The organism is Campylobacter subantarcticus LMG 24377 (assembly GCF_000816305.1).
Taxonomy (GTDB): Bacteria; Campylobacterota; Campylobacteria; order Campylobacterales; family Campylobacteraceae; genus Campylobacter_D; species Campylobacter_D subantarcticus.
In genome coordinates this window covers 25,377-51,049 of sequence record NZ_CP007773.1, presented here as the reverse complement: position 1 = coordinate 51,049, position 25,673 = coordinate 25,377, and the positions used below count along the sequence as shown (strand labels likewise).

The following is a 25,673-nucleotide window of genomic DNA, read 5'->3' as shown; positions in this document are numbered from 1 at the left end:
CTAGTTTGCCACGCTATGTTCATAATACTTGAAAATTTCAAAAACAATATGCCATTCTAGTGACTTTTGAAGTTTTCCAATGTAACAAAGAATAATTAAAATTAACACAATTAAAAAACATATAAGACATATCTTTAGCATTTGAAACATCCTAATTTTAATACCCAAAAAGCCCAATCTTTTGGAGTAATAAAACACATATGAAAAATCATCTATCAAAGACATATCGATATCTTTTAAAGAAATTCTATCCTCGTATACCAAATTCATCAACTCACTTTTATTTTTAGGTTTATATATGCTAGCTTCCTTTGTATATCTTAAAAACCATTATGAAGTTTTAGGTATTAAATGTTAATTATAATTAATTTAAAAAATTGAAATAGCATGCAAAATAACAAATTAGAATGTAACTTTTTGTAAAATGAAAATAAATATCAAAAATATGAGAACAAAAATAGAGATGGTGACCCATACGAGACTCGAACTCGTGTTACCGCCGTGAAAGGGCGATGTCCTAACCGCTAGACGAATGGGCCATTTGCAGTTTAAAGATAAAATTATAGCGATTTTTACTTAATAATTATTTAAGACATTAAAAAATGTCTTAAATATCAATTTCTATCCCTACAGGAGCATGATCTGAACCAAAAATATCATCTCTTATAAAGGCATTTTTGAGCTTGTCTTTTAAACCATTAGAGACAAAAAAGTAGTCAATCCTCCAGCCTACATTTCTTTCTCTTGCTTTCATTCTATAACTCCACCACGAATATTTTTCTTTGATGTCGCCATTAACATGCCTAAACGTATCTACAAAACCTAGTTTTAATAAATCATCAATCCAAGCACGTTCTATAGGTAAAAAGCCTGAAGTTTTTTCATTGGCTTTTGGGTGAGTTAAGTCTATCTCACGGTGAGCAGTGTTAACATCACCACAAATGATAATCTCTTTACCTTCTTTTAAAAGCTTATCTAGATACACCAAAAAATCATTGTAAAATTTCATTTTAAAATTCAAACGCTCTTCATCTTTTTGACCATTTGGAAAGTAAATGTTAAACAAAACCATATTTTTAAAACTATGCTCTAAAACTCTGCCCTCATCATCATCAAAAAATTCGCACCTGTTAGTCTCACAATCAAAATTACACAAGCTCATTACACCTGAATACCCTGCTCTTTTAGCACTATTTGAATACATGTGTTTAAAAGGATATTCATAAATTCTTTTTGGGAATTTATCCTCGTGTGCTTTAATCTCTTGAAAACCTATAAAATCAATTTGCTCTTGTTTTATCCAATCTAGTGCGTTTTTATCGCAAATTGCCCTTAAGCCATTTACATTCCATGATAATAATTTCATTAAAAACCTTTATTCTTTAAGTTATTTCTATTTTATATGCGATTTATTAATTTTATTCAAATAGACTAAATTTTTATTTTATTCTAAAGGAAAAAAATGCGTTTAAAACTCTCGTGGGTACAATTTACTTTACTTAATACGATTTTTATTATGGCGTTTAATTTTCCATTGTTTGAATTTGTATATGATAAAATCGAGCAAGATCTTATGCTTTTTGGTGTGTTTTCTGGGATTTATTTTTTCTTGGTTTTAAGCATACTATCTTTAGTCTACCTTCCTTACTTGAGTAAAATTTTAAGCATTTTTTTACTTAGCACTTGTGCTATTTGTAGTTATTTTGTTAGTAACTATGGAGTTTTAATCGATGATCATATGATACAAAATGTCATTGAAACAGACAATAGAGAATTCTTTTCTTATTTTAATTTTTCTTTTGTTTTGTATATCTTAGCTTTTGTTATTTTACCTAGTGTACTTGTGGTTTTAACCGAAATTGAATATGAAAGATATTTTTTCAAAAAAAGCGTATTATTTTTAGGATCTTTGGCGATATGCTTTGGTTTAATCGCCCTTAGCTCAAAGTCTTTTTTGCCTTTTTTACGATCGCACAATATCGTTAGAATGTATAATCTACCATTTTACCCAATTTACTCTAGTATAGAATTTACCAAGAAAAAACTAGCAAGCAAAAAAGAACTTACTATCATTTCAGATGATGCGAGTTTAAAAGATAGCAATACTTCTAGATTAATGATTTTAGTTGTAGGAGAAACAGCTCGAGCAAGTCATTATTCTTTAGGGGGTTACACTTATAATGATACAAATTTTTACACCAAAAATGAAGCAAATTTGGTTTATTTTAGTGATGTAAGCTCTTGTGGAACTGCCACAGCAAGAAGTTTGCCTTGTATGTTTTCAAGACATAAAAGAGAAGATTTTAAAGATGGCTTGTATGAAGAAAATGCTTTAGATATCTTACAAAAAGTCGGGGTTAAAAGCGTTTGGTTTGGCAACAACTCAGGAGGTTGCAAAGGCATTTGTGATCGCATAAAACACCAATTAATTGCAAAAGATTATGATGAGAGTTTGCTCGAGCTTGTGACAAAAGAACTCCAAAACACTCATGCCAATCAAATCATCGCTGTGCATTTACAAGGTTCTCATGGGCCAACTTACTACAAACGCTACCCAAAAGAATTTAAAAAATTTACTCCTACTTGTGATACAAATGAACTCAACACCTGCTCACAAGAACAAATCATCAACACCTATGACAATACTTTACTTTACACAGATTTTATCCTTAAAAATCTTATAAATTTACTTCAAAAAAATCCTATTCAAGAAGCTTCTTTACTATACCTATCAGATCATGGAGAGAGTTTGGGTGAGAATGGAATTTATCTACATGGCATGCCTTATTTAATAGCACCAAAAGACCAAAAACATATACCAATGATCTTTTGGAGTAAAGATAGCAACTTGACTCAAGCCTTAAAAGCAAAAAAAGACTACAAGCTCTCACATGATAATCTTTTTTCAAGTTTGCTAGGGTATTTTGGAGTAAATAGTAAAGAATATGAGGCAAATTATGATATATTTAATAAAAATTTAAAGGAAAATCATTAATGAAGCCAAAGTATTCTTTATTTAAAAACGCTTCTTATGCTCTTAGTGGGGTTAAATTTTTACTCAAAGATGAAATGGCTTTTAGAATAGAATTTACTATTATCCTGCCTTTAATATGCTTGAGTTTGTTTTTTCCTATAAGCTTTTTAGAGCATTTTGTGCTTGTATTTGTTTTAGTGTTGATTTTGATCGTAGAAGCACTAAATTCTGCCATAGAAGCTTGTGTGGATCTTTGCACGAGCGAATTTCACATCTTAGCCAAAAAAGCAAAAGATTGCGCAAGTGCAGGGGTGCTTTTTAGCGTAGTTTTAGCTATAATTACTTGGAGTTTTATTCTTTTTGATATGGCTAGAGAATGGATGATAAAGTAAAAACACTATGTATTAAAATTTTTGGTAAAAAACGTTTTGAAATTTTAGAATTTTTAGCACTTCATGCTGATGATGATGGCTTTGTCTTTGCAAATATCGAAAAACTTTCCAAACAATTAAACATCAGCAAACCTACCATTATTTCTACTTTTAAATTTTTAGAAGAAAAAGCTTTGCTTGAAAAACTCAAAAATGGATTATATAAACTCAAATAGGAGATAAAATGATAGTTAAAAACCCTTTGGATATGCATTTGCATTTACGTGATGAAAGCATGCTTGAGCTTGTAGCTCCATTTAGCGCAAAAGACTTTAAGGCAGGGGTTATCATGCCAAATTTAATCACCCCACTTACTGAAACAACTGCACTCAAAGCCTACAAGGAACGCATTTTAAAAGTATGTAACAAGGAAGACTTTACGCCTTTGATGACTTTGTTTTTTAAAGACTATGATGAGAAATTTTTAGAAAAAGCTAAAGATGAACTTTTTGCCATTAAGCTTTACCCTGCGGGTATAACCACCAACTCAGATAATGGAATTTCAAGCTTTGATATAGAAAAGCTAAAGCCTACATTAAATGCCATGAGCGAATTAAATATACCTTTGCTTGTGCATGGTGAAACGAATGATTTTGTGATGGATAGAGAAGCAAATTTTGCTAAAATTTATGAAAAACTAGCAAAAAACTTTCCAAAACTAAAAATCATCATGGAGCACATCACCACCAAAACTTTGTGTGATTTACTAAAAGATCATGAAAACTTATACGCAACTATCACTTTACACCACTTGATGATAACCCTAGATGATGTAGTAGGTGGCAAGATGGATCCACACTTGTTTTGCAAGCCTATAGCAAAACGCTATGAAGACAAAGACGCTTTATGCGAGCTTGCTTTTAATGGCTATGAAAAGGCTATGTTTGGAAGCGATAGCGCGCCTCATCCATTACACACTAAAGAATGCTGTGGTTGTGCAGCTGGTGTATTTAGCGCGCCGGTGATTTTACCTGTGCTGGCTGAACTTTTTGAAAAACATTCAAATGAAGTAAATTTGCAAAAATTTATTTCAGATAATGCTTGTAAAATCCATAATCTTGAATTTAAAAAAGATAAAATCATCGCTTTAGAAAAACAAGAATGGCAAGTAGCGCAAAAATACGGCGATGTGGTACCATTTATGGCAGGAAAAACTTTAAATTTCAAAGTCGCAAATTAAAAGGAAATTAATGCTAAAAGCTTATCTAGAAAACATAAAAGATATTTCTATCAACGATAAAGAACACACACATAGAACAGCTTTGCAAAATTTATTACAAGCTATAAAAGAAAATCAAGACAGGCAAAATAAAATCTCTATCAAACAAGAACCAAACAATGACAAAGAAGGCAGAGGCACTCCGGATTTTTTAATAACAAAAGATTTTCTAACACTAGGCTACATAGAAAATAAAAGAGTAAATGCAAATCTTGACAACATCATAAAAAGCGATCAAATTTTAAAATACACCAAACTTAGTCCAAATATCATTCTCACAGATTATTTAAGATTTATATTATTAAGCTTAAATGAGAAAAACGAGATTATCATTTGCAAAGAAGTAAAAATTTGCTCTCTTGATGAAATTAAAAGCATTATTAAAAATCAATCTTTACTAGATACTAAAATGCAAGAGTTAAACGAACTTTTTGCTATATTTTTTGCCAAAATCCCAAATCCTATAAATTCAGCTCTAGATTTTGCAAATCATCTAAGCCTAAGAACAAGAATTTTAAAAGATGAGCTTTTATTATCAATTGAAAATGAAGCATTGATAAGTTTATTTAACACTTTCAAAGAAACACTTTATAAAGAATTATCCTATGAAGAATTTTGTGATTCTTTTGCACAAACTCTAACTTATAGTTTATTTTTAGCCAAATTAAATAACGATACCGCAAAAGAAATAGATCTAAACAATGCTAAAAAATTCATACCAAAATCATTTCCATTGATCCGTTCTATGAGTGGATTTTAGATGATAGTTTTGAAAATTTAGAAAATATAAAATGGCTTTTAGAAGAAATCATAAACATTATAAATCACATAGACATTACAAGTATTATAAAAGAATTAAACAAAACTAGTGAAAAAGATTTATTTAATCGCAATATTTTATCTACCCATAAAGATCCTTATTTGCACTTTTATGAAACATTTTTAGCAAGCTATGATCCAAAACTTAGAGAAGTAAGGGGAGTGTATTATACTCCTGCACCTGTGGTAAATTTCATCATCAATGCTATAGATGAAGTTTTAAAACAAGATTTTAATCATAAAAAAGGACTAAGTGAAGCTTTAGATAAAAATATAACCTTGCTTGATTTTGCCACAGGCACTGGCACCTTTTTACTTGAAAGCTTTAGAAAAGCCTTAGAACCTATAAACAAAAATAGCGTTAATTACAATCCAAAAGCTTTGATAGATAAATTTTGCGGTTTTGAATTTTTAATAGCACCTTATACCATAGCACACTTAAAACTTTCTCAAAGCTTTAAAGAAGAATTTAACTCTCCATTAAATGACAATGAAAGTCTTAAAATAGCGCTAACAAATACTTTGTATTCTAAAAGCATATCAAAAGAACAAGAAGATCAAAACACGCTTTTTACTCTTATTGATCTAACAAAATAATTTAAAAAAGCACAAAAGATAAAAGAAGAACAAATTCTAATCATCACTGGCAATCCACCTTATAGTGGAGCAAGTAGTAACAAAGGCTTATACGAAGATGAGATCAAAATAAGCTATGGTTTAGAACCAAGCAAAGCAAATCTTAATGATGAACAAAAAAAGTGGATAAACTCATACCTTAAAGAAAAATCCAAACTAAACACAAGCACTTTCAAAACTATATATGAAAAACACAAACTAGAAAATGAAAAAAATCCAAAATGGCTTTTAGATGATTATGTAAAATTCATACGCTTTGCACAAAGCAAAATCGACTCTCAAGAAAGTGGAATTTTTGCTTTTATTTCAAACAATGGCTTTTTAGATAATCCTACCTTTAGAGGTATGAGATATTCTCTAATGCAAAGCTTTGATAAAATCTACATACTAAATTTACACGGCGATACTAGAAAAAAAGAAAAAGCTCCTGATGGAAGCAAAGATGATAATGTCTTTGATATCATGCAAGGTGTGAGCATAAATATCTTTATAAAGCAAAATTCAAAAGCAAAAAATACAAAGATTTACTACTATGATTTATACGGAAAAAGAAAAGACAAATACGAATTTTTATATGAAAATAACTTAAATTCTATAGAGTGGACTTTAGTTAAAAACAACGAGCCTTTTTATCTTTTCTTGCCACAAAATAATGATTTATTAGAAGAATACAACAAAGGCATAAATGTAAAAGATATTTTTATGCTTTCAAGCACAGGAATTTGCTCAAAAAGAGATAATATAGTTTTTCATAATAAAAAAGAAAATCTAATGCAACTTCTCAAAGATTTTAATACAAAAACTAAAGATGAGCTGTATAAAATTTATGATATTGGTGAAGATTCAAGGGATTGGAAATTAGATTCTGCTATATATGCAGTTAATAAAAATCATGATAATTTAGAAAAATTTATAAAAAAATGCCACTATCGTCCTTTTGATAATAAATGGACTTATTATATAGAAAATTCAAAAGCCTTTATGGCTTATCCTGTTTATGATATTTTTGAACATTTTTTAGAAAATGAAAATATAGGATTAATGATTGGAAGACAATTTAGTGCTATTGGAAGTGATATTTTTGATATAGTTTTTTGCACAGATAAAATTACAGATTTAAATTTTTACAGAAGAGGCGGGGAGCAGATCTTCCCACTTTATCTTTACCCTACAACTAGAAGTAAAAAATTCCTAAAAAAAGAAAATCCAAATTTCAATGAAGAAAATTTCACCTCAAAAATAGAAAATTTCAAAGAAAACTTTAGAACTTTCATAGATGAGCTTTATAAAGAAAAATTCTCACCTGAAGACATACTAGGCTATATCTATGCGGTGCTTTTTCATAAAATTTATAGAGAAAAATATCTTGATTTTTTAAAAATTGATTTTCCAAAAATTCCTTTTGTAGAAAATAAAAAAACTTTTAAAAATTTAAGCAAACTAGGTTTAAAGCTTTTAAATTTGCATTTATTAAAAGATGATGAGTTAAATTCAAATGCGGGTGAAGCTTTGTTTAAAAGTGTCAAAAATAAAAATTTCAAAATACAAAAAGTAAAATACAACAAAGACACAAAAGAACTTTTCATAAATGAAAGCTTGTATTTTAACAAAGTAAGTCCTGAAATTTATGAGTTTAAAATAGGCGGTTATGCTGTGCTAGATAAATACTTAAAAAGCCACAAAGAAGAAGACATAGATCATAAGCATTTTACCTTGATCATACAAACTTTAGATGAGACTTTAAAAATTCAAGATGAAATTTCAAAAATCAATCTTAGCTAGTATAACACTAGCTAATGATCAAAAGTTTTATCTTGGCTTCTATGATCTCTTCTACCTCATCTTTTACAAAGCTTTCTAGTTCTTGTTTGTTTGCATTAATACCATTCATACTCAAATGCCACAAAGCATTTTCTATCGCACTTTCTTTATCTCTTTTTACCACTCTAGTTTCATTAAAAATTTCAACCTCATAAGAAATATTTTGCGCATTTAAAAAACTTTGCAAGTCCTCTTCGTAAAATCCTTTAAAATGCGTGTTAAAATGTTCAAATATAGGATCTAAAAAGCTACTTTTACGCCTACTTGCCCAACCTAAATATACTTTTTTAGGCGCTAAGTTTAAAAAAGCTTGATAATCTTTTTCATTTTGCAAAGCAGGTGACATACTCAAAAAAGCTAAGTCAAATTTCAAAGTATTGTTTTTATAAAAATTTTCAAATTTTAAATTTATAGTTTTGATATTATTTATATCATTTTTAAGTGCATCTTCTTTTAAAATTTCAAGCATAGCACTAGCATTATCTACACCTAAAACTTCTTTAGCTTTTTTTGCCAAATGTAAAGTCCAAACACCACTACCACAACCAATATCTACTACCTTTTTACCATCTAAAGAGCCTATTTTTTCAAAAGTTGCTTTTTGAATTTCATTTAACTCTAAAGAAAATCTTGTGTAAGTTTTTGCCTTTTTATCCCATAAATTCATTATTCGTTCTCACATTTTTGACAAATTCCTTTGATCACAACACTTTTTATAGTTCCTTTAACTTTAGGCATTTTTACATCACTAATCTCATGGCATACATCACATACAAAATGTGCTTTAGCATGATCTGCTAATTCATAAAAACTTTTGCGATCAAGTTGGCTTTTATTGACAATTCCTTTTTTTTCAAAAAGTTCTATATTTCTATAAAAACTAGTTTTATTTGCTTTAAGATTAAATTGATCATAACTTAATGGATTTTTAGCAAGAGATAAAATTTGCAAAATTTCCACTCGTAAAGTCGTTATAGCAATATCATGTTTTTTTAGCAAATCAATAGCTTCCATAAATCTCACCTTAGAAAATAAATGTATTTTACCACAAAAAAAGTTTTATAAATGCAACTTTATTTTTAAGTTGCAACTAAGTTGCATTATATATAATTACAAAAAATTTTTATAATCAAGGAGCAAATGATGTTAAAAATACTATTGCTATCGCTACTATGCGTATTTGCTTTTTCAAAACCTATCATAAGTGTGAGTATACCTCCTCAAGCATTTTTTGTAGAAAAAATAGCCAAAGATAGTGTAGAAATTAATATTTTGATTTCACCTAATTCTAATGAGCATAATGTAGAATTTAAGCCTACAGTGATTAAAAATCTTGAAAAAAGCAAAATTTATTTTCTTGCTGATTTGGAACTTGAAGAAATCCTAGAAAGCAAATTTAAAAACACACTTAAAAATGTCAAAATTGTTAATATCAACGATGGCATATCATTACTAGAAAATGAAGAACATGACGAGCATGAACACGAGCATGACACAAATGATCCTCACACTTGGCTAGATCCTATTTTGGTAAAAATACAAGCACAAAATATCTATAAAGCCCTAAGCCAAACTTTTCCGCAAAATAAAGATTTTTATGCAAAAAATTTACAAAATTTTCTCAAAGAATTAGACGATTTAAATTTAACAATCAAAACAAATTTGCAAAATATAAAAAATCGCGAATTTATAGTGTATCATCCTAGTTGGAATTATCTTGCAAAAAGATACAATCTCATCCAAATTCCTGTAGAAATCAATGGAAAAGAACCAAAAATTCAAGATCTTCAAAAACTAATAAAAATAGTCAAAGAAAAAAACATAAAGGTTATTTTTGTTCAACCTGGATTTAGCGAAAATTCGACTAAGGTATTATCTAAAGAATTAAATGCAAAAATTGTTTTTATCGACCATTTATCCAAAGATTGGGATAAAGAACTTTTAAAAACTATCCAAGCATTAAAAATGGCTTTAGAATGAAAATCATTTTAATACTAGCTTTTATATGCTTTCAAAAAGTATTAAGCTGTGCTTTATGCGCGGCTTATACTCCAACAGCAAATGTAAATTTAGACTTTAACGCAAGTGATAACAATATCAATCAAATTCATGTAACTTGGGAATTTTCACAAGATTTTGTAAAAATACTGCTTCAAAACTATGATATAAATTATAATGACACTTTAGACAAAGATGAACTTACTGATATTAAATATACTCTTTTAGATTATATAGCGTCAAGACAATTTTTAATGCAATTTCAATTTTATAATTTAGATGAAAAAATTTATATAGAAAAATTTTCAAATACTAAATTAATCTTAGATAAAACAAAACTATTTTTCACTTTTGAAGTAAAGCTTAACATCCCTATAAAAGAAAATAATACATTTAGCATAAGATTTGAAGATAAGGAAGGATTTTTTAATTTTAAATTTATACCGCAAGATTTTATCACTTTAAATTCAAACTATTATCTAAGTGCAAATCCCAATTTAAATCTCATATTTTTACAAACACGAAAAGGAAAAGTGCCAAATATAATCTTTGCAGAAATTCAAACCAAGCAAAGCCAAAATTTTATAGATAATTTTTTAAATAAATTACAAAATTTTAATGAAAATATTTTTTTGTATATAAAACAACTTCTTCAGCAAGAATTTAATATGCAAACATTTTTAATATTATTAATCATATCTTTTGGATATGGTGTTTTTCATGCTAGCGCACCTGGTCATTCTAAAGTGCTTACAAGTTCGTATTTTTTAACACACAAAAGCTCATTTTCAAAAATATTTTACTTTGTATTAAAGATAGGTATAATACATATAATGAGTGCATTTTTGCTTGTAAGCATTGGTATAATTATGCTTAAAAAGCTGCTTAAAGATGTCAATATGGCTGGGTTTATTCTTACAAAATTTACGAGCTTGCTTATAGTTTTTATAGCTCTTTTTATGTTAAGTAAAAAAATACTGCATAAAAATTCTTGTTCTTGTCATACACATAAAACAAGCGAATGGGGAATGATATTAGGAGCTTCTTTGGTACCTTGTCCAGGGGTTATATTACTTTTTACCTTTGCATATAAATTTAACTTTTTATATACTTTAAGTTCTGTTGTATCTGTAACCTTGGGAATGTGTTTTGTATTATTTTTATTTGCTATAGGAGCAAATAAAATTCATCAAAATATCAAAACTACAAAAATAAGAACTTCACTAGAATATCTAGCTTTGATATTTATGATATTATTTGGATTATTTTTATTTATCAATACTAAAGAAGGTGTATTTTAGTGGAATTATTTCAAATATCTAATTTAAATTTTTTCTATGATAAAGAACTTGTGTTAAAAAATATCAATTTAAACTATGATAACAATGATTTTTTATCTATCATAGGGCCAAACGGTGGTGGAAAATCAACTCTTATAAAACTCATATTTGGACTTTTAAAGAGCAAAAATATAATTAAATTTAAAAATATAAATTTAAGTCAAATAGGCTATGTCCCACAAAATACTCTAACTAATACCAATTTTACAACTAGAGTCTTAGAAGTTGTGTTAATGGGAAGAGTAAATCATAAAATGTTTGGTTTTTATACCAAAAAAGATAAAGAATTAGCTCTAGATGCTCTAAAAAAAGTATCTATGCAAGATTTTTGGAATAAAACTATCAATTCTTTAAGCGGTGGTCAAAGACAAAGAGTGCTTATAGCAAGAGCTTTAGTAGGAGAATGCAAACTACTTATACTAGATGAGCCTACAGCAAGTGTGGATACTAAAAATGCTATACAAATTTTTGAGCTTTTAAAACAGCTTCATCAAGATGGTATAGGCATTATATGCATTAGTCATGATATTAATATAACCTTAGCATATAGTGATAAAATTGCATATTTAAATAAGGAGATTTTCATACACAAAAATATCAAAGATCCAAACAAAATCAAATATATAAAACACTTATATCAAAACCATTCTCATTTTTGTGATGTTGAAATGAGTTTAAATTCTTGCCTATGTAAGGAATGTGATGCTTGAAATTTTAAATTTTAACTTTTTTCAAAATGCTTTATTTTCTTGCGTGCTAGTAAGTATTGCTTGTGGCTGTATAGGAAGTTTAATAATGGTAAATAGACTTATGTCCATGGCTGGTGGCATTACACATGGAGCATTTGGTGGCATTGGAGTGGCATTTTACTTTTCTTTGCCTATTTTACTTAGCACAAGTTTATTTACTTTGATTTTAGCTTTTATAGTGGCTTATTTAAGCAAACATTATCCAAATAGAAGCGATAGCATCATAGCTGTCATATGGGCATTTGGTATGGCTATAGGAATCATACTTATAGACTTAAGCCCAAAATACAACAATGATTTAATGGCATATTTATTTGGAAATATATTAACTGTTTCTAATGAAGACATTTGGCTTATGTTTGGTATAGATATTATTTTTATTATTATCTTGCTATGCTTTTATAGGCAATTTGAAATCATAAGTTTTGATGGTGAATTTGCTCAAACTAGAGGGATTAGCACTAATTTATTTTATTATCTTTTGATTTTCATGATAAGCTTGTGTGTGGTTATTAGCATTAGGCTTGTGGGATTAATTTTAGCCATGGCTTTATTGAGTATACCAAGTTTTATAGCAGAAGGCATTAGCAAAAAACTTGGATGGATGATGATTTATTCAAGTATTTTGAGTTTATGTTTTTGCTTAAGTGGTTTAATAGTAAGTTATTATTTTAATATTTCAAGTGGCGCTAGCATCATTATGATCTCATGTATTACTTTTGCTATATATTTAGGCATCAATGCTTTAAAAAGCTTCTCTCGTTCTTAAATAAGTAGCAAATTTTGGCTTGCCATTTTTAGTTAAGCCACTATACTTAAAAGTGATGGTAGCACCAATAGGTGGAGGATTTAAGCGATCGTTTTCTTTAAAACCTGAACCTATTTTAAAATCTACTTTTTTACCCTCGATAATAGCATCACAAAGCAAAGATCCCATTTTACCTTCAAATTTTCCCTTACCTTCAAAATGCTTTTTTACAACACATTCTGTATCATCAAAAGGTTTTAGTTTAAAAGCATTGTCTGATCTTTTCTTTTCATAAGGTGCGTTGTTTAATCTTATGATTACACCCTCACCTTTATGCAAAATGATATCTTGGTAAAATTGATCCAAATGTTTTTTATCTTTAATGCGAATTTGTGGGATGATTTTTATAAAATCATTTGAGTTTTTAGCTAAATACTTTTTTAAAACCTCCAATCTTGCTTCTAAAGTGCAAGGATCAAGCTTAAATTCCTCACAAGCATTTGGTACATCAAAGACATTATAACTTGCTTTTTGCCAAAGTTTTTCATCGGGATTTTCTTGACGCACTAAAGATAAGATTTCTTCAAAAGAAGCTCTTTTTATCCAAAGCTCTCCATCTAATTTGAATTTAGGAAAATTTTTTGTAAAAAATACAGGGAGTTTTATGACATTTCCTGCCCTTGTTTGCATAGACTTACCATTCCAAAGCCCTCTTATACCATCGAGTTTTTCACTCATAAGATAATGGCTCAAATTTACATCTTTAAATGCTTTTTCATCATAAACTTTAAAAAGCAAAATATCTTTAGCAAAAAGAGAATTTAAAAAGAAAGTAAAGAGAAAAACAAGGCTTATAAAAAGCCTTGCTATAAGATTAAAGTGCTTTTTTAGCAGCATCTGCTATTTTAGCAAAAGCAGCTGCATCATTCATCGCCAAATCAGCTAAAATTTTTCTATCAAGCTCAATGCCTGCTTTTTTAAGACCATTTATAAATCTTGAATAACTAATATCATTTAGTCTGCAAGCTGCATTGATACGCACTATCCAAAGACGACGGAAATCGCGTTTTTTGCGGCGTCTATCACGATACGCATAAACCAAACTTCTTTCTAATTGTTCTTTAGCTTTTCTAAAGTGTTTGTGGCGACCACTATAAAAACCACGCGCAAGTTTTAAAACTTTTTTATGTCTGCGGCGTCTTACAACACCTGTTTTTACTCTTGCCATATTTATCCTTTCACAAATTGGCGTTCGTTAAACGAATCTTACCCTTTTTTAGGGGAGTTTGAATGACTTTCGTCAAAAACTAAATTTAAGCGAACTTAAATTCCTAACATTTTTTCAACCGCTTTAACATTGGTTGAGTGAACATACTTAGAAGTGCGAAGATCACGCATTCTCTTAGCAGGTTTTTTAGTCAAAATGTGGCTTCTAAAAGCTGAGCCTCTTTTGATTTTATTTTTACCTACCTTGAAGCGTTTAACAGCACTTTTAACGCTTTTCATTTTTGGCATGTGTATCCTTTGGATCAATTTTTTCATAAAAGAAAGCTATCATTTTACTACAACTATGCTTTAGAAAAATTAAATTTTACATGACACAACCTGTCACAAGGGTTTAATATGATTTTATTAATTTTATAAAATCCAATAAAGGAGACAAATGGCAATAATAGTCGGTGTTATAGCTATGATAGCTACTACTATATGGGCTATAGTTTGTGGTACTTTTTGGGCTTTATTTATATTTATACTATGGTGCATTATTTTACCGAGTTTATTTTTAATAGAAAAATACGGACTTGTAAATGTGGTGGTTTCTTACATACTAATTTTAGCAAGTGTAATGATACTTACAAGGATAATTAAAAGCAAATAATACTAAAAAAACCTTGACAATACGGGGGGGGGGTATTGATATAATTGAAATAAAAAAATAATAAGGAGGGGTAAATAATATTAAAACATAATTTTCCTTGCACTTCATGTGGAGCATGCTGTAAAAATATTAATGGCATTGAAGAGTTGAAACACTTTAATATAAATGGTGTTTGCATTAATTTACAAGAAGATAATTCTTGTAAAATTTACAACGAAAGACCCTTGGTATGCAGAGTGGAAGATTTTTACAATAAATATTTTAAAGCCACTATGAGTAAAAAGGATTTTTATAACGAAAATATAAAAATATGTAATTTATTGCAAGATAAATTGAAACTAGATAAAAAATACAAAATAAATTTAATAACAAAGGAGATTTAAAATGGCAGTTCCATTTGTTTTAGGCGGATTAGCTTTAGCAGCAGGTGTATTTGGTGCTAAAAAAGCATACGATGGTTATCAAGATAAGTGCGCAGCAGAAGAGTTAGATAATGATGCTAAAGCAATTTTTGATTTTGCAAAAGAAAACTTAGATATAGCTAGAAAATATGCTGAACAAGCTTTGAAAAATTTAGGGCATGCAAAGTTGCATATTCATCAAAATTCTTTCAAAGAGTTTATTGATATTTTTTCTAAACTTAAAAATGTAGAAAGCGATGATTTTTCTAAAGATGATTTAAAATTTAATATTAATGAATTTATAGAATTTACCAAAGAAAGTGTAATTGACTTTACAAAATTAGCTACGGGTGGGATAGCATCTCTTGGTGCTGGGGCTTTAGCTGGTCTTGGAGCTTATGGTAGTGTTGGATTACTTGCAAGCGCTTCTACTGGAACTTTGATTTCTACGCTCAGTGGTGCAGCAGCTACTAATGCTACTTTAGCATGGCTTGGAGGAGGTAGCTTAGCTGCAGGTGGATTTGGAATGGCTGGTGGAATGGCTGTTTTAGGTGGTATAGTAGCTGCACCTGTTTTAGCGGTTGGAGGATTTTTATATTCTAAAGTTGGAGAACAAGCTTTGGACGAAGCAAAAAGTAACCTACATAAAGCAAAAGCAGCAGCAAGTGAAATGAATACTGCAAGAACTGCAACAACAGCAATCGGTTCTATTGTAAATGAATCTCTTATAGCTATACAAAAATTAGATGAAATTTTAATTGAAGAATTACAAACTTTTAAATTAATGATTATAAGAGAAAATGATTATTCTAAATTTACTGATGATGAAAAAACATATACTCAATTTATTGTCAATTTAGTAAAAGCAATTAGTGGTGTTTGTAAGGTAAATGTACTAACTGAAGAAGGCATAGTAAATAAAGAATTTAAAAAAGCTGTCCAAATAGCACAAAATTTAAATAAAGAAATACAAACTATTTAAAAGCGGAATTTCCGCTTTTAAAATAAGGGAGATATTATGAATACTGTATCATTGTTTGATGAATTACTAGAAGAACTAGGGACACAAAGTTTAGCAAGATTACCCATCAATATATTTAATGTCAACTCATATGAAGCCTATATGGAAAGTGCAAAACTTACAACAAATATGCAAAAAGCTACGCAACAACATGGCAACAACCCAAATGGTTTTGGTCAATTTTATGAAACACTAGAAGTTGGTAAAGAAAACATCAATAACGCATATAATAAAAATAAAAATAGAAGCTTCACAACAGATGAGCTTGCCGAAATAAGCAAAGTCTTTAAAGGAGAAAATATTGATCTATACAAAAAAGAGACAATTTTGGCAAATTATAGCAATGAAGAAATTAAAAATTTAACAAACAATGTCAATCTAGACAACTTAACCAAAACGAATCATACTATAGTAGATACCGTAACTTTAAACGAAAAAGGTGAAATAGCTAAAACAGAACAATTAAAAGCTGTTAATGATAGTATATTTGGAAAAGAATATAATAGATATTTTGAAGCGATTAAAAATGGAAATTTAGACTATATTAAAACTGATAAAGAAACTTACGAAAGGGCGCAAAAAGAAATAGAAAAATTAGAAAGCGCTATAGAAAAAGCGCCTGAAGAAAAACAAGCTTCTTTAGAAAAAAAACTTCAAGAATATAAAAGCAAATTTTCTTTTCTTACTCAAGGCAATGAGAGAGAAAAAGCTGGCTACACAAAAGAAGCTAATTCTAAAAACCACACAGACAAATATCAGGCCTTAAAAGAAGTATATATTATTCAAGCAAAACAAGCTGCCATAAATATTTTTCAAACTGGAGCTAGCGATGCCGGTGTTGTTGTTCTTAGTACATTTGCAAGCGGTGTTATAGCTGAACTTAAAAGCGAATTTATAAAAAAAGAACATGAGGATTTTGATGTAAGATTTAAGCGTTTATTATCAAGAGTAATTGAAAGTGGGAAAGATGCTTTTATAAGAGGAGCTAACTATGGTATTATAGATGTTATTGTTGGAATTGCTTCGCAATATTTTAAAAGAATTGGTGGGCACTTAAAAGCTTTATGGAAAAATTTAAGAAGTAGTTTAAAATCTATATGGAATGCAATATATGCTTATATAACTGGTAAAATTAAAAGTTTTGACGAACTTATAAAAGTGATATTAAAATCTTTATTTTCAGCTATCATGACTATATTTGCAATTGCCTTAGAAGAACAAATTTGTCAAGCATTAGGTGGAAGTCCATTAGCTCAAATTTTATCCATAGGAATATCCATTTTTATTTGTTCATTAGCTGTAGTTTTGTTTTCTAAAACTGTTGAAATAACAATAAATAGCTTTGTTGCAATTTTTGCTAAGGCGAATTTAGCTAAAGTAAGAAGAGAAGAAGTTGAAATGGTTTTTGATAAAATCATGCCTAAAATGATAGAAAACCAAGAATCTTTGGAAATTTTCATAGATGATTATATGCGTGATTTAAAAAATACTAGCAATATGAGTTTTCAAGAATTACAAACCGCCTTAAATAACAGTGACTATACACAAGCAAATCAATCTATTGTAAACCTTGCAGAAAAATTTGGTGTTGATGATTTATTTAAAACACGAAAAGAATTTGATGATTTTATGTTTAGCAATGAAAATTTAAAAATATAAAAGGAATAAAATGGGATTTTTAGATACTTTAAAATCTATAGCAATTAGTGCAAAATGTGGAATTGGGTGGCACGGAGGAGCTTACAGTAATGAAGAAGGAAAACCTCAATGCTATCTTTCAAAAACATGCCCTGACTGTAATGAATATATCAGTAAATACAATCACAACTTTGCAGAAAGAGTTATAACAGATCCGTACTCTTGCAGAGGATATGAAGAATGTATTTATTGTCAGCACAGAGAATTTGAAATATATCACAAATTTGAAAAAGTAAGAAAAAATGAAAGATGTCAGATAATAGAAAAATGCCCTCAATGCGGAAAAGAGCGTTTGGGCGATATACAGCATTCTTGGGTACAAATTCCTTTTACAAATAAAGATGTTTCTATTAATGGAAAAAGAAAATGTAGAGATTGCGGATATATTGAACAATAAATCATGCTAAACAAACTACCCCAACTTTTTTCATTGCTTTTTAGCTATAAATCAAACATCTTTGATATCATCTCAAAGCCAAAGCAAGCTTATACTTACACTAAGTTTGCTTTAGAGCTAAAAGAGTTTTATGAAAAAGAAAAAGATAAAACCGAAGCTGCTTTTATCATCCTAGATAAAGTGCTTAAATTTAAAAAAGAAAATCCTGATGATTTTGATGATTTTTTAAAGCTTATTCAAGATCTTTTAACTACTTATGAAAACGATCCAAAAACAATCAAACAAAACATCAAAGATTTGCTAAAATAAACAAAAAAAGGTTGTATATGGAAAAAGACAAGCTTTCGACGCGTTTAGTTTCTATACTGCAATGTTTAAACAATGGTGAACGTTTTAGCTTAGAAGAGCTTGCGCAAGAATTTAATGTCAGCATTCGCACCATACAAAGAGACTTGCATGAACGCCTTGCTTTTATCCCTATAAAAAAAGAAAATGGAAAATACTTTTTAGAAGGCTATGTTTTAGGAAAATTAAGCTTTAAAGATATACAAAATTTTGCTATTTTAAGTGGTATAGGTAGGCTTTATCCTAGTTTAGATAAAGAGTTTTTAAACGACTTGCTTAATGAAAAAATCAATAAAGCCTTTTTGGTCAAAACTCAAAGCTATGAAACACTTGATAGAGAAGTTTTTGAAGAACTAAGCGCAGCTATCATAGCAAAATACTCCATTAGCTTTTACTATAAAGAAAAATACAGAAAAGCTAATCCATACAAACTCATCAATATTGACCACATATGGTATCTTTTAGCAGATGAAAACGATACCTTAAAAACCTTTACTTTTTCTAAGATCACACAACTAAGAGTGGAAAAGAAAGAAATTTTTACCCCAAAAGAAGAGTTTTTAAAACAAATTCAAAAAGATCAAAGCAACTGGATTAGCAAAGAAAACAAAGAAGCTATTTTAAAGCTTGATAAAAAAGCTAAAGAATATTTCTTAAGAAAAAATGCTCTTACTAAATACGAATTTATAGATGAGGATGAGAATTTTATTTATATCAAGGCATTTTATACTTATGATGATGAACTTTTAAATTTGATAAGATATTGGATACCATATATTAAAATAAACAAACCTATTACTTTAAAAGAAAAGCTTTTTGAGCAGTTAAATACATACATGCAAGATTAACGTTTTTTCAACACATAAAGTTGCTCTTGTATATGCATGGAACGCTTAGAGAGGTTTCTACTGGCTCTAAAGGCATTATACTTTTGCTCAAGCACAAAACATTCTCCAAGGCTTTGAAGTCTTTTTGTAAAATTTTCTTTTTTTACAAAACCCTCACAATTATAAGAAAGCAATACAATCTTAGCTTTTAAATCATTTATCAAATCAAACAAAGTATCTTCGGCTTTTTTTTCTTTGTTAAAAGCACTGCGGTTCCAGTCTTTTGGTATGCCAGAAACCTTTGAAATTTCCTTTGGTTTTTTATAATTAGCGATTAAATTTAACATAAAATAATTTGACCCATAAGGGTGCTGATTATAAGGCGGGTCTAAATACGCCACATCAAAACTATCAAGCTCTTTAGCTAAAATATTTGCGTCTTTTTGAAAAACCTCATACTCACAAGTAAAATTTGAAAAAACAGGCATTTTTAAAACTATATCGCCTTTTATACGACTAAGTGCATTTGCTCCATTTCCTCCAAATTTTCCCACTCCATTTTTATCTTTATAAAAACCTTTAAAAACCCCGCTTGTATTCGCATGTACGCTTGCTTCATAGATAAGCGGTGCGATGAAATATTTTTGCATATTACTTGGTAAGCTTGAAATTCTTTGTCGCATAGAATCTAAATACAATGCATTTTTAAGCGTATAAAAAACTCTTTCATTCTTTTGGATATGCTCATCATTATTAGGTGCATAAAGTTTGCTTATAAAGCCTTTTTCAAGCTTTAAATCAGAGGTTAAAAAAGCATAATGTTTTTGTAATTCTTGTAAAAACTGTGCGTTTTGATTGCTTAAGTAACACTCATTAATGATTTTAGAATAATCCTCCAAATCATTTGCCATGATAAAACTCGCATAAGGCCTCACAAAACGCGAAACTACCCCAGAGCCACTAAATACATCACAAAAGCTAAATTTGTCTTTTTTTAGCTCATTTTGTGCAAATTTAAAGCCTTGATTTAAAAAATCAAGCAAGGATCTTTTATTGCCAAGATAAGTTATGATTTGTTCTTTTAAAAATTGCGGATTTTCTTCTAGCATAAGTTTAAAGACACAAGCCTTTTTAGGCTTGTGATTATTTTTTCTTTTTAGGAGTTACTAGCATATTTACATAGCGTCCTTCGAGTAAAGGTTCTTTGTCTCTATCTGCTATATCTTCAACCATTTGCCAAATTTTTTCAAGCAAAGCTACCCCTGCTTCAGGAGAGCCCATCTCACGACCTTTTAAAAACACTCTAAATTTCACATGCTTGCCTTGCTCTAAAAACTCGCTTGCATGCTTCACTTTATAGTTGATATCGTTTTGAGCGATTTTCACAGAAAGCTTGATTTCTTTTATATCAATCACTTTTTGTTTTTTCTTTGCTTCTTTTTGCTTTTTTTCTTGTTGATAACGGAATTTTCCATAATCCATTATCTTACATACAGGTGGCTTGGCTTCAGCAGCTATCATCACCAAATCAAGCCCTAGTCTATTTGCGATATCTAGCGCTTCATCACTACTAATAATGCCATAAACCTTGCCATCATCACCTATACATCTGATCTCATCTGCTTGAATTTCTTCATTTAGCAATACTTCTTTTTCTTTACTCAAAAGCGTACCTCACTTAATTTCTCCTTGGTTAGGGTTATAAATTCATCTAAAGTCATTGTTTTTTGTTCTTTTGCTCTTCTATCTCTTAAAGCCACACTTTGGTTTGCTACTTCTTCATCGCCTAAAACAAGTATCATAGGCACATGTGCTTTTTCTGCGGTGCGGATTTTTTTGTTTAAGCTTTCGTTTTTATTATATACTTCACTATCAATACCAAGCTCTAAAAGCTTTCTTGCTATTTCTTTTGCATATTCATGATGATTTTGCGAAATAGGCACTATAGCTACTTGAGTTGGTGCTATGAAAAATGGCAACTCCCCGCCACAATGCTCTATTAAAATTCCTATAAATCTTTCAAAAGAACCTAAAATGGCACGATGAAGCATTACAGGTTGTTTTTTCTCATTATCTGCATCTGTATATTCGAGTTTAAAACGACTTGGCAAATTAAAGTCTACTTGTATGGTTCCACACTGCCATTTTCTTTTTAGTGCGTCAGTGATTTTGATATCAATTTTTGGACCATAGAAAGCTCCACCGCCCTCATCAATGCCGTATTTTAAACCTTGCTCATCTAAGGCTTCTTTTAAAGCCTTTGTAGCTATATCCCAAATTTCACCATCGCCTATTGCTTTTGCTGGGCGTGTTGAAATTTCCATTTCATAATCAAATTCAAAAGCCTTCATCAAGGTATCAACAAAACTTAAAATTTCTAAAACTTGTTCTTTTATCTGATTTGGCATACAAAAAATATGCGCATCATCTTGGGTAAATTCTCTTACTCTAAAAAGCCCGTGTAAAACACCACTTTTTTCATGACGGTGTACCACGCCGTATTCAAAAAACTTCAAAGGTAAATCACGATAACTTCTAACATCGCTTTGATAAATTTTAATATGCCCTACACAATTCATCGGTTTAATGCCGTATTCTTGCTCATCAATTTGCGTAAAATACATATTTTCTTTATAGTTTGCATAATGCCCACTAATTTTCCACGCGTCAGCTTTTAAAAGCTCAGGACCTCGCACCGGCTCATAACCTCTTAACCTATGTGCTTTATATAGCAAATGCTCTAATTTGCTTCTTAATTTTGCACCATTGCTAAGCCATATAGGAAGCCCGCCGCCGATTTCATCATCAAAAGTAAAAAGTTTCATTTCATTACCAAGTTTTCTATGGTCTCTTTTTTTAGCTTCTTCTATGATTTTTAAGTATTCATTTAAACTTTCTTTATCTGCAAAAGCGGTACCATAAATTCTTGTGAGCATTTCTCTTTTCTCATCACCACCTAAATACGCACCGGCTACACGAGTAAGCTTGAAAAATCTTAAATATCTAGTGTTTGGCACATGAGGTCCACGACATAAGTCTTCAAACTCGCCTTGCTTGTAAATACTTATTTTACCATCAGGAATTCTTAGTAAGACTTCTTGTTTAAGATCATCATTAGCAAATTTTTCTTTAACTTCTTGTTTGGAGAGTTCATATTTTGTTATATCTAGTTTTACTTCTGCTAGTTCTTTCATTTTCTTTTCGATTTTACTTAAGTCTTCTTCTGAAATTTTACTTTCAACTCTAAAATCATAGTAAAACCCATCTTCTATTACAGGACCTACGAAAAATTTAACCTCTGGATATAAGCTTTTAATTGCTTGAGCCATCAAATGCGCACAAGAGTGGCGGATAACTTCTAAACTTTCTTTAGAATTATCAAAATAAACAGGACTTAAATTTGTATCATTGTTGAAACTTTGAGTATCCACCAAAGTTTCATTATTTGCATATGCAATTATATCTTTTGTCATTTCTACCCTTAACACTCACTAACCTTGTGAGCTTAAATTAAAATATAAGACTAATTTTAGCTATGAAAAACTTAAAATTTTTTTAAATAAAGGATATTTTTATCTTTCAAACACCCGTTCTTGATATATCTAACATACCACTCATAAAAAGGTATAAAAATACAAAACCTAAAATTATCCTATAAATTCCAAAAGGTATGAAATTTATCTTGCTGATTAATTTTAAAAAGATTTTTATCACCACAAATGCAACCACAAAAGCTGCTACAAAGCCTATTGCTAAAGGAATGAAATTGCTCATATTGCTTAAAACTTGTGGTTCTTTATAAATACTATAAGCTGTTGCAATAATCATAGTCGGTATAGCAAGCAAAAACGAAAACTCAGAAGCCACTTTACGATCAAGTCCAAGCAATAAGCCACCTATAATACTTGCTCCACTTCTTGAAGTACCTGGTATGATAGCAAGAGCTTGGGTTAGACCTATCACAAAAGCTTGTTTGTAACTTACCTCATCTAAAGAGTGGATCATATAGTCTTTTTTTCTATGTTTTAACTCTATGATGATAAAAACAATCCCGCCAATGATTAACATAATAGCCACTGTATAGCCATTAAATATTTCTTTTAAAAACTTATATGCTATAAAACCCACTCCACCCGCAGGCAAAAAGCCCACAGTAAGTTTAAGCCAAATATCAAGCTTTTGAGTTAGTTTATCTTTGAAAATAAAAATCACCGCTAGTATAGAACCAAGCTGAATGATAATGAAAAAACTTCTCCAAAAATCATCTATATTTAAACCCAAAATTTCAGCACCTAAAATCATATGCCCTGTAGATGAAACAGGTAAAAATTCTGTCAAACCTTCGATAATTCCCAAAATCAAAGCATAATAATAATCTAAATTCATTTTTTAAGTACTCTTCTTGCAAAAATTAGCATAATCGCTACAAAAACTACAAAACCTATAATCCCATCGTCTTTAAATGAAGTTGCAATAGCAAGCGGATCTTCAGCCCCACCTCTACTAATAGAAAGCACGGTTAAACCAGCTATTAATACTCCAAATATACTTTCTCCTACTATCAAACCGGAGGCAAATAAGGTTCCTTTTTGCTCATGCTCTTGAATAAGTTCTTTTTTATGGGCATTTTTAGCATATCTTTGCTCCAAACGCTTTTTGATTAAATATGCCAATAAGCCACCTACAAATAAAGGCATGTTAACAGCAGGTGGCAAATATATACCTATACCCACAGCTAAAGGTGGTAAAGACATATTTTTCTTTCTTAATAAACGATCAATGATAACTATACCAATACCCACAAAAGCTCCTGCTATAATATAACTCCAATCGATATTAGCATTAAAAATACCTTGCGCTATAGTACTCATTAAATTTGCTTGTGGCGCAGCAAGCGCATTTGCCTCATCCATTCCTTCTCTTGGCATGGCACCCACAAAACCATAAGCTTGGTATAATAAATTTAAAACAGGAGCAATAGCTAAAGCCCCAAATACACAACCTATAATCAAAGAAACTTGTTGTTTCCAAGGAGTTGCACCCACCAAATAACCCGTTTTTAAATCTTGTAAATTATCATTAGAAATAGCAGCAGTTGCCAAAATAACACTAGTGGTAAATATAGCAAAAGCAATGGCAAATTTAGACATTAAAGGATCGCCAAATAAATTAATCTCATAACCTAAAAGCAAGATAATTAAAGATGAGATCATAATCCCAATAAGTCCTATACCTGAAATAGGAGAAGATGATGAACCCACTAAACCTGCCATATATCCACAAGCAGAAGCTACAAAAAAGCCTATGAAAATAGCCACTAAAGTTCCTACCAAAGCAAAAAGAATTTGATAGTCACTTGCCAAATTTGAATCAGTCACAAAAGCGTAAAATGAAACAAACAAACCTATACACATAAGCACAAATAAACCTAGCATAGCTTTTAAAGATAAATCCATATCTTTAGGATCTTGTGAGAGGTTTAATGAGGTTTTTTTAAGCATATTTCTCATACCATCATACACAGGTTTTGCAAGTTCTATTAAAGTCCATAATGCTGCTATAGCAATAGTTCCTGTACCTATTAAACGCACTTTTTGAGCCCAAATTTGATTAGCTATATCAAGTGCACTTAAACTTGCATCAAAACTTTCTTTAGCAGAAAAATATGGCACAAAAACCATCCAAGCAAGCACCATACCCACAAGCAACGCAATACCTCCAGCTATTCCTACTAAGTATCCAGCGCCCAAAAGTGCCACTGAATAGCCCATAGAAAAGCCAAAAGTCATTTTTTGCCAAATAAATGCAAAACTACTTCCACTTGAAAGCAGTTTAAAGCCACTTGAAAAAAGACTTACAATAGAAGCTATACTAACTCCTAAGATGATTTCTTTTAAGCCTACTTTGCCTTTTTTGTCCGCTTGATCTTTATTGGCTACTTTTAAAATTTCAGCAGCAGCTCTTCCTTCAGGATAAGCTAATTTACTCTCTACTACCATAGCTCTACGCAAAGGTATAGTAAAAAGTACGCCTAATCCACCCCCACAAAGACATAGCATAAAAGTAAGCCAAAGTGGAAATTCAAACCAATATCCACACATAAAAAGACCCGGTATAACAAAAATCACAGCTGAAAGCGTACCTGCAGCTGAAACTTGAGTTTGAACCATATTATTTTCTAAAATATTAGAGTCTTTAAAGATTTTTAAAACAGCCATTGCAATCACAACAGCAGGAATAGAAGTAGAAAAAGTAAGACCGACTTTAAGCCCCAAATATACATTTGAGGCTGTAAAGATTATAGTTAAAACACTTCCTAGTATGATACCCCTAAGCGTAAGCTCCGGTAGTGAATTTTTTGTATACATTT

27 protein-coding genes, 1 tRNA gene and 1 pseudogene are annotated in these 25,673 nt (G+C 30.1%); 16 read left to right on the top strand and 13 right to left on the bottom strand.

Features of this window, described 5'->3' with window-relative positions; genetic code table 11:
• The 3 genes from CSUB8523_RS10765 to CSUB8523_RS00250 all read right to left on the bottom strand — a co-directional run bounded on the left by CSUB8523_RS10765 (window position 1) and on the right by CSUB8523_RS00250 (window position 1,366).
• Window positions 1-270 (bottom strand): hypothetical protein, encoded by a 270-nt coding sequence (locus tag CSUB8523_RS10765; protein WP_039662343.1) that lies wholly within the window; start codon window positions 268-270, stop codon window positions 1-3.
• Between the two features lie 194 nt (window positions 271-464).
• Window positions 465-539 (bottom strand) — tRNA-Glu (locus CSUB8523_RS00255).
• Window positions 540-607: 68 nt separating this feature from the next.
• Complete coding sequence (locus tag CSUB8523_RS00250; protein WP_039662341.1) at window positions 608-1,366, bottom strand: exodeoxyribonuclease III; 759 nt, start codon at window positions 1,364-1,366, stop codon at window positions 608-610.
• A gap of 96 nt (window positions 1,367-1,462) precedes the next feature.
• On the opposite strand from CSUB8523_RS00250, the gene CSUB8523_RS00245 reads away from it, so the two are divergent.
• The 5 genes and pseudogenes from CSUB8523_RS00245 (at window position 1,463) to CSUB8523_RS00225 (ending at window position 7,861) form a co-directional block, all read left to right on the top strand.
• A complete protein-coding gene (locus CSUB8523_RS00245; protein WP_043019278.1) occupies window positions 1,463-2,995 on the top strand; it encodes a phosphoethanolamine transferase in 1,533 nt (510 codons plus the stop codon).
• Window positions 2,995-3,366 carry a diacylglycerol kinase gene (locus tag CSUB8523_RS00240; RefSeq protein WP_039662337.1) on the top strand — a complete coding sequence of 124 codons (372 nt, stop codon included), beginning with the start codon at window positions 2,995-2,997 and terminating at the stop codon, window positions 3,364-3,366. The genes CSUB8523_RS00245 and CSUB8523_RS00240 overlap by 1 nt, the downstream gene beginning before the upstream one ends.
• Entirely contained in the window at window positions 3,351-3,581 is a 231-nt protein-coding gene (locus CSUB8523_RS00235; RefSeq protein ID WP_039662334.1) for a helix-turn-helix domain-containing protein, read from the top strand. The genes CSUB8523_RS00240 and CSUB8523_RS00235 overlap by 16 nt, the downstream gene beginning before the upstream one ends.
• Before the next feature lie 8 nt (window positions 3,582-3,589).
• On the top strand, window positions 3,590-4,585 hold the full coding sequence (gene pyrC, locus CSUB8523_RS00230; RefSeq protein WP_043019277.1) for a dihydroorotase: 996 nt from the start codon (window positions 3,590-3,592) through the stop codon (window positions 4,583-4,585).
• Window positions 4,586-4,595: 10 nt separating this feature from the next.
• Window positions 4,596-7,861 (top strand): annotated as a pseudogene (locus CSUB8523_RS00225) (type ISP restriction/modification enzyme).
• Between the two features lie 7 nt (window positions 7,862-7,868).
• On the opposite strand, the gene CSUB8523_RS00220 reads toward CSUB8523_RS00225, so the two are convergent.
• Together CSUB8523_RS00220 and CSUB8523_RS00215 are read right to left on the bottom strand one after the other, a co-directional pair.
• On the bottom strand, window positions 7,869-8,567 hold the full coding sequence (locus CSUB8523_RS00220; protein WP_043019276.1) for a class I SAM-dependent methyltransferase: 699 nt from the start codon (window positions 8,565-8,567) through the stop codon (window positions 7,869-7,871).
• Window positions 8,567-8,914 (bottom strand): Fur family transcriptional regulator, encoded by a 348-nt coding sequence (locus CSUB8523_RS00215; RefSeq protein WP_039662328.1) that lies wholly within the window; start codon window positions 8,912-8,914, stop codon window positions 8,567-8,569. The genes CSUB8523_RS00220 and CSUB8523_RS00215 overlap by 1 nt, the downstream gene beginning before the upstream one ends.
• Before the next feature lie 129 nt (window positions 8,915-9,043).
• Between CSUB8523_RS00215 and CSUB8523_RS00210 the strand changes: the two genes are divergently transcribed.
• Genes CSUB8523_RS00210 through CSUB8523_RS00195 form a run of 4 tightly spaced genes read left to right on the top strand, consistent with a single transcriptional unit; the run spans window position 9,044 to window position 12,756 of the window.
• Window positions 9,044-9,880 (top strand): metal ABC transporter solute-binding protein, Zn/Mn family, encoded by an 837-nt coding sequence (locus tag CSUB8523_RS00210; RefSeq protein ID WP_043019275.1) that lies wholly within the window; start codon window positions 9,044-9,046, stop codon window positions 9,878-9,880.
• A complete protein-coding gene (locus tag CSUB8523_RS00205) occupies window positions 9,877-11,199 on the top strand; it encodes a HoxN/HupN/NixA family nickel/cobalt transporter (protein ID WP_043019274.1) in 1,323 nt (440 codons plus the stop codon). The genes CSUB8523_RS00210 and CSUB8523_RS00205 overlap by 4 nt, the downstream gene beginning before the upstream one ends.
• Window positions 11,199-11,948, top strand: a complete 750-nt coding sequence (locus CSUB8523_RS00200) for a cation ABC transporter, ATP-binding protein (RefSeq protein ID WP_039662322.1) — start codon at window positions 11,199-11,201, stop codon at window positions 11,946-11,948. Before CSUB8523_RS00205 ends, CSUB8523_RS00200 begins: the two co-directional genes overlap by 1 nt.
• Window positions 11,941-12,756, top strand: a complete 816-nt coding sequence (locus tag CSUB8523_RS00195) for a cation ABC transporter, integral membrane protein (protein WP_043019273.1) — start codon at window positions 11,941-11,943, stop codon at window positions 12,754-12,756. The genes CSUB8523_RS00200 and CSUB8523_RS00195 overlap by 8 nt, the downstream gene beginning before the upstream one ends.
• Here CSUB8523_RS00195 and CSUB8523_RS00190 read toward each other — a convergent pair.
• The 3 genes from CSUB8523_RS00190 to rpmI all read right to left on the bottom strand — a co-directional run bounded on the left by CSUB8523_RS00190 (window position 12,733) and on the right by rpmI (window position 14,250).
• Entirely contained in the window at window positions 12,733-13,632 is a 900-nt protein-coding gene (locus CSUB8523_RS00190) for a DNA ligase (RefSeq protein WP_052243640.1), read from the bottom strand. The genes CSUB8523_RS00195 and CSUB8523_RS00190 overlap by 24 nt on opposite strands.
• Complete coding sequence (rplT, locus tag CSUB8523_RS00185; protein WP_043019272.1) at window positions 13,610-13,963, bottom strand: 50S ribosomal protein L20; 354 nt, start codon at window positions 13,961-13,963, stop codon at window positions 13,610-13,612. Before rplT ends, CSUB8523_RS00190 begins: the two co-directional genes overlap by 23 nt.
• A gap of 95 nt (window positions 13,964-14,058) precedes the next feature.
• Window positions 14,059-14,250, bottom strand: coding sequence for a 50S ribosomal protein L35 (rpmI, locus tag CSUB8523_RS00180; protein ID WP_012660788.1), 192 nt, complete (start codon window positions 14,248-14,250; stop codon window positions 14,059-14,061).
• Between the two features lie 148 nt (window positions 14,251-14,398).
• Here rpmI and CSUB8523_RS00175 point away from each other — a divergent pair, with 148 nt between their 5' ends.
• From CSUB8523_RS00175 to CSUB8523_RS00145, 7 genes are all read left to right on the top strand, one after another.
• Window positions 14,399-14,614, top strand: coding sequence for a hypothetical protein (locus tag CSUB8523_RS00175; protein WP_043019271.1), 216 nt, complete (start codon window positions 14,399-14,401; stop codon window positions 14,612-14,614).
• 74 nt (window positions 14,615-14,688) lie between these two features.
• Window positions 14,689-14,997 (top strand): YkgJ family cysteine cluster protein, encoded by a 309-nt coding sequence (locus tag CSUB8523_RS00170; RefSeq protein WP_197719683.1) that lies wholly within the window; start codon window positions 14,689-14,691, stop codon window positions 14,995-14,997.
• A 1-nt stretch (window position 14,998) separates the two neighbouring features.
• On the top strand, window positions 14,999-15,997 hold the full coding sequence (locus CSUB8523_RS09475) for a hypothetical protein (RefSeq protein ID WP_069107223.1): 999 nt from the start codon (window positions 14,999-15,001) through the stop codon (window positions 15,995-15,997).
• Window positions 15,998-16,033: 36 nt separating this feature from the next.
• Entirely contained in the window at window positions 16,034-17,695 is a 1,662-nt protein-coding gene (locus tag CSUB8523_RS00160) for a hypothetical protein (protein WP_043019270.1), read from the top strand.
• A gap of 10 nt (window positions 17,696-17,705) precedes the next feature.
• Complete coding sequence (locus CSUB8523_RS00155; RefSeq protein ID WP_043019269.1) at window positions 17,706-18,131, top strand: hypothetical protein; 426 nt, start codon at window positions 17,706-17,708, stop codon at window positions 18,129-18,131.
• Window positions 18,132-18,134: 3 nt separating this feature from the next.
• On the top strand, window positions 18,135-18,440 hold the full coding sequence (locus CSUB8523_RS00150; protein ID WP_043019268.1) for a hypothetical protein: 306 nt from the start codon (window positions 18,135-18,137) through the stop codon (window positions 18,438-18,440).
• A 17-nt stretch (window positions 18,441-18,457) separates the two neighbouring features.
• A complete protein-coding gene (locus CSUB8523_RS00145; protein ID WP_043019267.1) occupies window positions 18,458-19,324 on the top strand; it encodes a helix-turn-helix transcriptional regulator in 867 nt (288 codons plus the stop codon).
• Here the strand turns inward: CSUB8523_RS00145 and CSUB8523_RS00140 are convergent.
• From CSUB8523_RS00140 to CSUB8523_RS00120, 5 genes are all read right to left on the bottom strand, one after another.
• A complete protein-coding gene (locus tag CSUB8523_RS00140) occupies window positions 19,321-20,412 on the bottom strand; it encodes a DNA adenine methylase (RefSeq protein WP_043019266.1) in 1,092 nt (363 codons plus the stop codon). The two genes, CSUB8523_RS00145 and CSUB8523_RS00140, sit on opposite strands and share 4 nt — an antisense overlap.
• Before the next feature lie 34 nt (window positions 20,413-20,446).
• Window positions 20,447-20,968 carry a translation initiation factor IF-3 gene (infC, locus tag CSUB8523_RS00135; RefSeq protein WP_043019265.1) on the bottom strand — a complete coding sequence of 174 codons (522 nt, stop codon included), beginning with the start codon at window positions 20,966-20,968 and terminating at the stop codon, window positions 20,447-20,449.
• A complete protein-coding gene (thrS, locus tag CSUB8523_RS00130; protein WP_043020320.1) occupies window positions 20,965-22,776 on the bottom strand; it encodes a threonine--tRNA ligase in 1,812 nt (603 codons plus the stop codon). The genes infC and thrS overlap by 4 nt, the downstream gene beginning before the upstream one ends.
• Window positions 22,777-22,882: 106 nt before the next feature.
• A complete protein-coding gene (locus CSUB8523_RS00125; protein WP_043019264.1) occupies window positions 22,883-23,689 on the bottom strand; it encodes an undecaprenyl-diphosphate phosphatase in 807 nt (268 codons plus the stop codon).
• A complete protein-coding gene (locus CSUB8523_RS00120) occupies window positions 23,686-25,671 on the bottom strand; it encodes an OPT family oligopeptide transporter (RefSeq protein WP_043019263.1) in 1,986 nt (661 codons plus the stop codon). The genes CSUB8523_RS00125 and CSUB8523_RS00120 overlap by 4 nt, the downstream gene beginning before the upstream one ends.
• Window positions 25,672-25,673 lie beyond the last annotated feature (2 nt).